This is a genomic window from Enterococcus malodoratus, assembly GCF_027659535.1.
Lineage (GTDB): Bacteria > Bacillota > Bacilli > Lactobacillales > Enterococcaceae > Enterococcus_A > Enterococcus_A malodoratus.
In genome coordinates this window covers 370,585-381,409 of sequence record NZ_JAQDPG010000002.1, presented here as the reverse complement: position 1 = coordinate 381,409, position 10,825 = coordinate 370,585, and the positions used below count along the sequence as shown (strand labels likewise).

11 protein-coding genes are annotated in these 10,825 nt (G+C 41.1%); all 11 read left to right on the top strand.

Features of this window, described 5'->3' with window-relative positions; all coding sequences use genetic code 11:
- Window positions 1–322, top strand: a 322-nt coding sequence (locus PGP85_RS05205; protein WP_270326417.1) for a hypothetical protein, incomplete at its 5' end; no start/stop codon positions are given.
- Between the two features lie 54 nt (window positions 323–376).
- On the top strand, window positions 377–1,009 hold the full coding sequence (locus PGP85_RS05200) for a DUF2922 family protein (protein ID WP_010739096.1): 633 nt from the start codon (window positions 377–379) through the stop codon (window positions 1,007–1,009).
- 469 nt (window positions 1,010–1,478) lie between these two features.
- Entirely contained in the window at window positions 1,479–1,781 is a 303-nt protein-coding gene (locus PGP85_RS05195; RefSeq protein ID WP_010739097.1) for a DUF1507 family protein, read from the top strand.
- A gap of 3 nt (window positions 1,782–1,784) precedes the next feature.
- Complete coding sequence (locus PGP85_RS05190) at window positions 1,785–2,975, top strand: FtsW/RodA/SpoVE family cell cycle protein (protein ID WP_010739098.1); 1,191 nt, start codon at window positions 1,785–1,787, stop codon at window positions 2,973–2,975.
- A 5-nt stretch (window positions 2,976–2,980) separates the two neighbouring features.
- Complete coding sequence (locus PGP85_RS05185; RefSeq protein WP_010739099.1) at window positions 2,981–6,403, top strand: pyruvate carboxylase; 3,423 nt, start codon at window positions 2,981–2,983, stop codon at window positions 6,401–6,403.
- A 190-nt stretch (window positions 6,404–6,593) separates the two neighbouring features.
- Window positions 6,594–7,700 carry a CAP-associated domain-containing protein gene (locus tag PGP85_RS05180; RefSeq protein ID WP_010739100.1) on the top strand — a complete coding sequence of 369 codons (1,107 nt, stop codon included), beginning with the start codon at window positions 6,594–6,596 and terminating at the stop codon, window positions 7,698–7,700.
- Window position 7,701: 1 nt separating this feature from the next.
- Entirely contained in the window at window positions 7,702–8,127 is a 426-nt protein-coding gene (locus PGP85_RS05175) for a YlbF family regulator (RefSeq protein WP_010739101.1), read from the top strand.
- Window positions 8,114–8,461: a YlbG family protein gene (locus tag PGP85_RS05170; RefSeq protein ID WP_172463183.1), complete on the top strand. Its 348-nt coding sequence runs from the start codon at window positions 8,114–8,116 to the stop codon at window positions 8,459–8,461. The genes PGP85_RS05175 and PGP85_RS05170 overlap by 14 nt, the downstream gene beginning before the upstream one ends.
- A 179-nt stretch (window positions 8,462–8,640) precedes the next feature.
- Window positions 8,641–9,204, top strand: a complete 564-nt coding sequence (rsmD, locus tag PGP85_RS05165) for a 16S rRNA (guanine(966)-N(2))-methyltransferase RsmD (RefSeq protein ID WP_071879485.1) — start codon at window positions 8,641–8,643, stop codon at window positions 9,202–9,204.
- 1 nt (window position 9,205) lies between these two features.
- Window positions 9,206–9,700, top strand: coding sequence for a pantetheine-phosphate adenylyltransferase (coaD, locus tag PGP85_RS05160; RefSeq protein ID WP_010739104.1), 495 nt, complete (start codon window positions 9,206–9,208; stop codon window positions 9,698–9,700).
- On the top strand, window positions 9,690–10,733 hold the full coding sequence (locus PGP85_RS05155) for a SepM family pheromone-processing serine protease (RefSeq protein WP_034708243.1): 1,044 nt from the start codon (window positions 9,690–9,692) through the stop codon (window positions 10,731–10,733). The genes coaD and PGP85_RS05155 overlap by 11 nt, the downstream gene beginning before the upstream one ends.
- The last annotated feature ends 92 nt before the right edge of the window (window positions 10,734–10,825 follow it).

Sequence of the window (10,825 nt, the reverse complement as noted above, 5' to 3'; positions counted from 1 at the left end):
GCGAATCAAAAATTATTATCGAGCAACCAATGACGGCAATGGCGCGATCGAAATGTTGGTAGCGCTTCAAGTGAGAGAAGAATTGTGCGAAGAGGAATTTTCTTACATGCTGGCGAACTTGGTTCAACATATCTTTTTAAGAACACGATCAAGCGCTGCATTGCGCCGCTATTATGTTTTCTTCGCTGAATATTTCGAGAAGAAAGAATGGCGTTTATTGCTAATCAAATTATTTCCTGCTAAAGCTTATATCGCTGAGAAGCTGAAAACATTATATACGCAATTTATCAAAGAACCGTTGGCAGGGTTAGTCGGTTCATGACGACGAACAACGGAGAATGATCGATAAGAAATTTAAGACGAAAGGAATGAGAAAATGAAAACTTTAGAGGCAGAATTTGAAAAAAGCAACGGAAGAAAGCAGTATTTGCGCTTGAAGGATTTTGATACAACGAAATCCGCGGAAGAAATCAAAGCATCCTTAAACAAGCTGACTAAGCTAACGCTGTTTGAAAAAGATGGCGTGGGCTTATTCAAGAGGCTGCGTCATGCGAAATTGATTGAAAAGATCGAAACGACGATTTTTGACGATAGTCAATCAAGCGCGAAAAAAGCGGTTGTTGAAATAGCACCAGAAAAACCAAGCACGCAGGAAAAAACTCCTGTGCAGATGATAAAAGAACTACAAAATGTACGGATTCCGGAAGACTTAAAAATCACTATGGAAATTCCAGAACCGGGCAGTTTGATTCAAAGAGTCAGATTACCAGATGGGATCAATCTGCGAAAAATGACGGAAAGTCAGGCAATGACAGTGATCACGGCTTGCCTACCAGATGACTACACATTGGAAAACGTTCAAATCGAGGATAACGAAGAACCGGCAACACTTGTTTTAACAGAAAGATTGAAAGAAGGCCGAGCAGAACCGCCTGGAATCTCTGCTTCTCCGCCTGAAACGAAAAGAAAACGCTGGCGGCTACTGGATCGTATCCGGAAACGAGAGTAGCGAGCGAAGCTGTTCCATCAAAAAATCCAACGTTGGTATGGAACAGACAACTAGCATTCAATTAGAGGACTCTTTTTTAGCCTGCTGTTCAGCGGGCTATTTGTCGTACACTTAATATAGAAGATAATTGAATAAAGTAAGTCGTTATATGAGATTTCTTAATGATAGAAGGAGAGTAGGTATCGGGATTTATCAGCAAAAGTATGATGTGGCTCAACGAACTAAAATGAGAAAAAAACGTTATGTTTCATATTGGCGTTTTGTTTCACGGGTCAGAAGGCAAAAAGAACTGATTTTTCGCGTTTTCATCTATGGTTTCTGGTTTGTAATCTTTACGTAATATTTCGTTTGCTGTGTAAAAGTCTAAACACGAACGAAAAGTTTAGAAAAAGCTTAGTCTCACGTATTTTTTTCCTTTTTAAATTTTTTCTATGTTATAATATTGAAATCAAGATAGGAGGGAAGCAAAATGGAAAATATTTCTTCTGATTTTGCCATTAAAGTGTTGCAAGAGGATGCCAATCGCATCAAATTGTTGATTCGTAATCAAACAAACAGTCTTTGTATTTCTCAATGTAAAGCTTTTGAGGAAGTCGTTGATACACAAATGTATGGCTTCTCACGCCAAGTCTTCTTTGCTGAAAAGGTAGGTATCTTGAAGCGAGGAGAGGGGCAGCAAATGCTTAGTGAATTGGAAGCGGAGCTGAATCGTTTATATACGGAATTGTACGAAACTCGTCAAGATATGACGGATGCCGACTGGGAGGCTTAGCTCTTGCCTACTAAGATAAAAAAACGTCATTTTTTAGATTATAGTATTTTGATACCTTATTTGATTTTAACCGTGATCGGTTTGATTTTTGTTTATAGTTCAACTTCCTATTTATTGATTTCAAATAATGTAAGCCCGACAAGTCTGGTGATGAACCAAGGGATTTTTTGGGCTTTAAGTTTAGTCATGATTAGTTTGATGTACAAGATGAAAACGGATGTTTTGAAAAGTCAGCAGTTAATTATTTTTGCGACTTATCTCATTTTTATTCTGTTGATTGTTGTCTTTTTTATTGGTGATGAAATCAATGGAGCAAAAGGCTGGATTCGAATTGGTTCCTTTAGTATGCAGCCGGCCGAATATTTGAAAATCATGGTCGTCTGGTATTTATCCTATATTTTATCGAAGCGTCAGGAAACGATTCAAAATAATTTTACAAACGATATGAAACGTCCGCTAATGCTGGTTTTTGCCATGATCTTTTTGGTTGCTGTCCAACCCGATATGGGGAATGCGGCGATCATCACACTGTTAGCTTTGATCTTACTATTGGCCAGTGGTGTTAATTGGATCTACAGTTTGATTGTCGGCGGTGTTGGAATCGTGGGCAGTTTTCTAGCCATCGAATTTCTAACTCATTTTGGCGGCGCTATTTTTCCAAAACGTTTGCAGTACATCTTTAATCGTTTTGAGAGCTTCAAAAATCCGTTCAAATATGAACTGGATCAAGGACATCAAATGGTTAATGGCTACTACGCTATGTTTAACGGCGGCTGGTTTGGCCGCGGCTTAGGCAATAGTATCGAGAAAAAGGGTTTTTTAAGCGAAGCTCACACGGACTTCATTTTTTCTATTGTAATAGAAGAAGTTGGTTTGATCGGCGCTTTAATTATTTTAGCAATTTTGATTTTTATGATCGCTCGGATCTATTTGGTTGGGATTCGTTCGAAAAAGCCTTTCAATTCATTGATTTGTATCGGAATTGGAAGTCTGTTGTTATTGCAGGTTTTTATTAATCTTGGTGGTATTTTAGGAATTATTCCATTGACCGGGATCACGTTCCCATTTTTGAGTCAAGGAGGAAACAGCTTGCTTGTATTGTCAGTTGGTGTGGCTTTTGCATTGAATATCAGTGCGGATGAGAAACGAACCAAACTCGCGATCGAGTATGAATACTTAAAAAGTCAGGAGTGAAGTGCATGAAAAAGGTATTGGTAGCAAATAGAGGAGAAATTGCAACGCGGGTCTTTCGCGCGTGTAGCGAATTAAACATTAAAACGGTGGCGATCTTCGCAGAGGAAGATCAGTATTCGGTTCACCGCTTCAAATCAGACGAGGCGTATTTAGTCGGCAAGGGGAAAAAACCGATTGATGCGTATTTAGATATTGAAGATATTATCCGAGTGGCGAAAGAAGCAAAGGTGGATGCGATTCATCCAGGCTACGGCTTCCTTTCAGAAAACTTAGAATTCGCAAAACGTTGTCGTGAAGAGGGTCTTATTTTTGTTGGACCTGAGTTGCATCACTTAGATATTTTCGGCGATAAAATTAAGGCTAAAACAGCGGCTTTAGAAGCTGGGATTCCGTCAATCCCTGGTTCAGATGGCCCGGTAGATACGATTGAGGGCGTGCTGGAATTTGCTGAATCTCATGGATATCCGGTTATGATCAAAGCGGCATTAGGCGGCGGCGGTCGCGGTATGCGTGTGGCTCATGATGAAAAAGAAGCTCGCGAAGGGTATGATCGTGCGAAAAGCGAAGCGAAAGCGGCTTTTGGGAATGATGAAATCTACGTCGAAAAATATGTTGCCAATCCTAAGCATATCGAAGTACAGATTTTAGGAGATACACATGGAAATGTCCTTCATTTATTTGAGCGGGACTGTTCTGTTCAACGTCGTCATCAAAAAGTAGTTGAAGTGGCACCTTGTATTTCTTTAAATACGGAACAACGTGAAAAAATCTGTCAAGCAGCTGTTCAATTAATGAAGCATGTCGGCTATGTAAATGCCGGAACTGTTGAATTTTTAGTTGAAGGCGATAACTTTTACTTCATTGAAGTGAACCCGCGTGTCCAAGTAGAACACACGATCACTGAGTTGATTACTGGTGTAGATATCGTGACTTCTCAATTGATGATCGCCCAAGGCAAAGATCTGCATAAAGAGATCGGTTTGCCTAAGCAAGAGGATGTTCAAATTTCTGGTGCGGCTATCCAATGTCGTGTAACGACTGAGGACCCGTTGAATGGGTTCATGCCTGACACAGGTAAAATCGATACGTATCGTTCGCCAGGTGGTTTCGGCGTACGTTTAGATGTTGGTAACGCCTATGCTGGCGCAACTGTTACACCTTACTTTGACTCATTACTAGTAAAAGTTTGTACGCATGCGATGAACTTTGATCAAGCGATTGAAAAGATGCAACGTTGTCTGATCGAATTCCGGATTCGCGGTGTGAAGACCAACATTCCATTTATGCATAATGTAATCAGCCATCCTGTTTTCCAAAGCGGCGATGCGAAAACAACCTTTATCGATAATACACCTGAATTATTTGAATTTCCGCGCGTTCGTGACCGCGGCAACAAAACAATGCGCTATATTTCAGAAATCACGGTCAACGGATTCCCTGGGATCGAAAAACAGGAGAAACGCTACTTCGAAACACCACGTACACCGAAAGTCGAAAAAAGAGAGCTCCTTACAGCGAAAAATATTTTAGATCAAGAAGGTCCTGAAGCAGTCACTAAATGGGTCAAAGAACAAGATTCTGTTCTATTGACAGACACGACTTTCCGTGATGCCCACCAAAGTTTATTAGCTACACGAGTACGGACTCACGATCTTGTAAATGTGGCTCAAGCAACAGGTGAAGGAATCCCTGAATTGTTCTCAAGCGAAATGTGGGGCGGCGCGACATTTGATGTGGCCTATCGTTTCCTAACAGAAGATCCTTGGAAACGACTAAAATTATTGCGCAAAGCAATGCCCAATACGTTATTGCAAATGCTTTTCCGCGGGTCAAACGCGGTTGGCTACTCAAACTATCCAGACAATGTGCTGGAAGAATTCATTAAGGAAGCCTCACATAATGGCATCGATGTTTTCCGAATCTTCGATAGTCTAAACTGGATTCCACAAATGGAAAAGAGCATTCAGTATGTTCGTGATGCTGGGAAAATTGCTGAAGGTACGATTTGTTATACCGGCGATATTTTAGATCCAGATCGCACGAAATACAATGTTCAATATTATAAAGACATGGCAAAAGAACTGGAAGCAATCGGCGCTCACATGATCGCTATTAAAGATATGGCGGGATTATTGAAGCCGCAAGCAGCTTTCCGTTTGATCAGTGAGTTGAAAGAAACGACTGATCTGCCGATTCATCTGCATACACATGATACAGCCGGAAATGGCATCATCACACTCTCGGCTGCGGTTAAAGCGGGTGTCGATGTTGTCGATGTCGCGACCAGCGCAATGAGTGGAGCAACTAGCCAGCCAAGTATGAGCAGTCTGTATTATGCTCTTCAATACGGCGAACGCACGCCAGAATTGAACTTGAAAAATGTGCGCAAGTTGAACCATTATTGGGAAGATGTTCGTCCATACTATGCAAGTTTTGAAAATGGCATTATGGCGGCTCAAACCGAAGTCTATAACCACGAAATGCCTGGTGGGCAATATTCAAATCTGCAACAACAGGCCAAAGCAGTTGGCTTAGGCGAAAAATGGGATGAAATCAAAGAAATGTACCAAACAGTCAATCTAATGTTTGGCGATATCGTAAAAGTGACACCGTCCTCTAAAGTGGTTGGAGACATGGCGCTGTTCATGGTGCAAAATGATCTGACTGAACAAGATATTTACGACCGTGGAGACGAGCTGAGCTATCCTGATTCAGTGGTCAGCTTCTTCCAAGGAGAACTAGGTCAGCCTGTTGGCGGGTTCCCTGAAAAACTGCAGCAGATTATTCTGCAAGGTCGTCCAGCGATGCAAGAGCGTCCAGGCAAGTTTGCTGAACCAGTCAATTTCGATAAAGTAAAACAAGAGCTGCAAGAAATGATCGGCTTTGAGCCAAGCAAAACGGATGTATTGAGCTATTTGATGTATCCGCAAGTATTCTTGGATTATCAAAAATCATATGGACTGTTTGCAGATGTTACATTACTAGATACACCGACATTCTTTGCTGGTATGCGTCTAGGTGAAACGATCACGGTTCAAATTGAAAAAGGCAAAACATTGATTATTCGTCTGGATGAAATCGGTGAAGCCGATGTTGAAGGAAACCGGACATTGTTCTTCAACTTAAACGGTCAACGTCGTGAAATCTTAGTTAAGGATGCATCAATCAAGAGTGCGGTCCAAACCAAACGTAAAGTAGAACCAACCAATCGTGAACAGATCGGCGCGACTATGACTGGTTCTGTCTTGAAAGTCTTGGTTAAAAAAGGCGATCATGTTGAAAAAGGTCAGCCATTGCTGATAACTGAAGCGATGAAGATGGAGACCTCGATCGATGCACGATTTGCTGGAGAAGTTTCTCATTTATATGTTGAAGAAGGCGAAAGCATTTCTTCCGGCGATCTGTTGATTGAAGTTAAGGAAAAATAGAGTTATTTTGTATTAGTACGAATTAGGATGTCAGTTCCTCTTTGATAGTTTTAATCAAATAGCATCTATAAGTCTGGTTGTTGACCAAATGTGGTGAGAACTGTTTAGAGGAATGATATACGGCATGGGAATAAGAGTCATTTTTCATTTGAAAAATGTATTCATTAGTACGAATTAGGAGCGTTGTTGTGTGAAAAGAGTAATTGGTTTTCTTAGTATTCTGTTTTTGGTTTTAATCGGCTACTATTTACAGCCAGTTTTCTTTCCACCCGCGCAAAAAAAAGTTTCTGTAGAGCCTGCTAATCAGGTCGTTCGTCACAAGGCTTTGAAGCACCAGACGATCAAGGCTGAAGGTTATGCGAATTATATTTCGCAGCCAATCGAAAATTTTGAGCAGAGCTTTGGTCATCCGACCAAGGTGGAAGACAGCGGCTTCTTTTTTCAAACGCGTGATTATGCGTTGGAGCAAGGAATACTTGAGGTCAATGTAGAAGCGGGCAAAGTCAGCGCGATTAAAGTGATGGCTAAAAAGACCGAGATTCATCCTTTTAAGTTTGGCATGACCAGCAGTCAGCTGTCGGATAAAATCAATTTATCCGCAGATTTCGCTTTAGCTTATGATGAAGAACCTGTGGCGATTGAACTAAGCGAGAACGATATGCGTTATCGGCCGTTAGTCGCTTTTGACAATGGGACGTTTGCGATGCTCTTTTTCAATAGTGAGAACGAAAAAATGATTGGTGCCGTATATTTAGATATAGAAAATCTATTGCGGTTGATGCCCTATCAAATTAATAGCGGAAATCCACTGGCCAATCGGGTGCAAGAGAGCAACCTTGACTGGAATGTCTTGAATCAGCAAAAGCAGACGCGAATGGTTGAGGCGATTAATTACTATCGCAGTTTGCATAAACTACCAAGTTTAGCCACAGCTGATAGGTCGATGGGCGACAGCAGGAAACTGCTAAAAAGTTTTTTAACAGCACCGAAAAAAGTGTTGTCGAAAGAGCGATTAGAGGAATGGCAAACGGATCAAGGCGCTCATTTAAGCAATTTATCCTTTGAATTATCCGCAACAGAGTTTAAGGATTTAGCCAAAAATGATCGGATTGATTATGAGGATGGGCTTTTTTATTCGCCTGTGGTCGATCCCCTGTTCAATTTATTTAATTGGCTCAGTCATGCGCATTCGAAGGCGGTCTTCGATACCTCGGAGGCAGAGCTTGGCGTTGCAATTGATCAAGAAAGTATGCTAGTCTTGTTACAGGAACCAGAAAAAACAAAGGATAGTGAATAAGTTGATCATTAATGATGCTTTCTTTCAGCTGGAGGATCAGAATCAAGTCTTGATTCAGGCCATTTTAGCGAGCCAAAGCTATAAAAACTATCTGAAAACAAGAAGACGGATGAATAATAGTCCAGAAGTGGCAAAGTTGAAAAAAAACTTTCAAACGGAAAAAGATAAATTTGAACGAATCGCGGCTTACGGCGAATATGCACCTGATTTTCGACAACAGCAGCGAAATGTACGCATGAGTAAACGAGCACTAGATCTGAATGAGGAAGTTGCAGCTTTTCGCTTAGCCGAATCTGATTTTCAACGATTGTTGGATGATGTAGGCAAGTGTTTGGCGCAAACTATTTCTTCAGAAATCAAAGTGGATGCAGGAAATCCTTTTTTTGAAACAGGGAATCATAGTTGTAAGGGGAATTGTCATGGATAATACTGAATTTGTAACGCAAAAAAGACGAGGAATGATCGTTTGGGTATATTCCTTGAAACAATTGAAAACCTTGAAACGATATGGCTTGGTTCATTTTGTCTCAAGAAAAATGAAATATGTGGTACTGTATGTGAACGAAGAAGTTGTCGAAGAAACAGAAGAAAAACTTCAAGCATTGCATTTCGTCCGTCAAGTGGAACGTTCATATCGACCAGATATTGAAATGAATTTTGCGGATCGGATCGGAACGAAGGCTGCTTATCAAGTAAAAGACGATGATGAGTTGGATGTTGTAGAAGCCAATACAAAGATTCGATTAGCAGAAACAGTCTAAGTTAAGGTGAAAAATGTCTGATTTGTTCAAACATTTTTCATCTTTTTCTTTGATAATAGAGAGACAAATTAGTTTTACTGCTGTCTATCATTCAAAAATAGTAAGCAGAAGAGATGCGAAAGTTTAGCTCATTTTTCCCCCGAAAATTGAGTTTGTTCAGCACGAATAACGAGAGGGGCATGAGAGTCATGCGGGTAGTTGCAGGTGAATTTGGTGGTCGCAAGTTGAAGACCTTAACGGGAAACAACACACGACCTACAACGGATAAGGTGAAAGGGGCCATCTTTAATATGATCGGTCCGTATTTCGATGGAGGCGCGGCGCTAGATTTGTTTTCTGGCAGCGGCTCACTGGGAATCGAAGCTGTTTCTCGTGGAATGGATCAAGCAGTTTTGGTAGAGAAAAACTTTCGAGCCATGGAGATCATTCGTGAAAATGTCGCTATGACTAAAGAAGAGGCGGCCTTTCAGTTAATGAAAATACCCGCCAATCAAGCCATTCAGCAGTTGGTAACAAGCGGGATGCGGTTTGACTTGGTATTGCTTGACCCGCCATATGCGAAACAAGAAATCGTGAAGCAAATCGAGCTATTGTTAGAGAATGATTTACTGACTAAAAGGGCCATCGTTGTTTGTGAGACAGACAAAGAGGTTAAGCTGCCTGAAGCAATCGGTCAGCTGAAAGAACGTAAACGCAGCGATTATGGTATCACCGCCGTAACGATTTACGATTGGGAGGATTAAGATGAAACGAATCGCACTTTTTCCCGGCAGCTTCGATCCGTTGACGATGGGTCATTTAGATACGATCGAACGAGGCGCCAAACTATTTGATGAGCTGATCATCGGTGTTTTTGTCAATACAAATAAGAAGAGTTACTTTACTCCAGAGGAAAAGCTGGCGATCGTGAAGGAATCAGTCAAGCACATTCCCAATGTCCGAGTGATCGGTCAAGAAAATGAACTAACCGTCAACGTAGCGGAGAAGCTGGGGGCAAAATTTTTATTGCGGGGAATCCGCAGTATCAAAGATTATGAATATGAAAAAGAAATCTCCTTGATGAACCGGCATTTGGATCATGAGTTGGAGACGGTCTTTTTACTGGCAGAGCCGAAGTACAGCCATATCAGTTCATCGATCTTAAAGGAAGTTTGGACATTTAACGGTGATGTCAAAGAATATTTGCCTGCTGCAGTTTATCAGGCGTTGGAAGAGAAGCGTGAGAATAGTGAAAAATAATAAACTTGTCAAACGATTATTACTTATTTTTTTAGCCTTAGTGCTGGTCGCCTGTGTGATTGTGCCAATTCCTTATTATGTGGAAGAACCAGGTGAGACGATCAATTTGAAAGAATTGATCACAGTTAATGATAAAAAAGATGAACATAAAGGGTCATTCAGCCTGACATCAGTGGGAATCCGACGGGCCACGGTTTTTACCGCATTAAAAGCGAAAATAGAACCCTTTCATGAAATTATTTCTGTCAATGATTTGACTGGCGGAGCCAGCGATGATGAATACATGCAGATTCAGAAGTTTAATATGGAGACTTCTCAAAATTTCGCGATTGAGCAGGCGCTGAAATTAGCTAATAAACCCTATAAAATGGAATACAAGGGTGTCTATGTTCTAGGCGTTGAAAAGAATTCAAACTTCGCAGGCAAAATTAGCGTAGGCGATACAGTAACCAAAGCTGACGGAAAAACATTTACCAGCAGCGAAGATTTCATGAAGTATGTGAAATCACAAAAAGTCGGCCAAGAAATGAAGGTCACCTATATCCACGATGGAAAAACGAAGGAGGCCACCGAAAAATTAATCAAGCTTCCTACCGATAAAAAACCGGGGATTGGGATTACATTAACTGACCATACAGAAATCGATTCTCAAGAAAAAGTTAAAATTGATGCCGGAGATATCGGCGGCCCATCAGCCGGATTAATGTTCACGTTAGAGATTTACGAACAATTAGTTGATCAAGATTTGCGTCACGGCGAGAAAATCGCCGGTACCGGAACGATCAATTCTGATGGCGAAGTCGGACGGATCGGCGGTATCGATAAGAAGGTGGCTAGTGCAGCCGCAGACAATAACAAAGTTTTCTTCGCTCCAGACGACAAGATCACTAAAGAGATGAAGGAAGCCCAACCAGGTATTAAATCAAATTACCAAGAAGCCAAAGCAGCGGCTAAAAAACTGAAGACCGATATGAAGATCGTTCCAGTTAAGACAGTCAAGGATGCATTGGATTATCTGGAAAAAATGAAATAGGCTTTTGAACGAGTGTTGGACAGATTGTCTGGCACTCGTTTTTTGTTAAAATAGGCGGCCAATCGAGTTCGATTGCGTACTTTAAGCAAAAG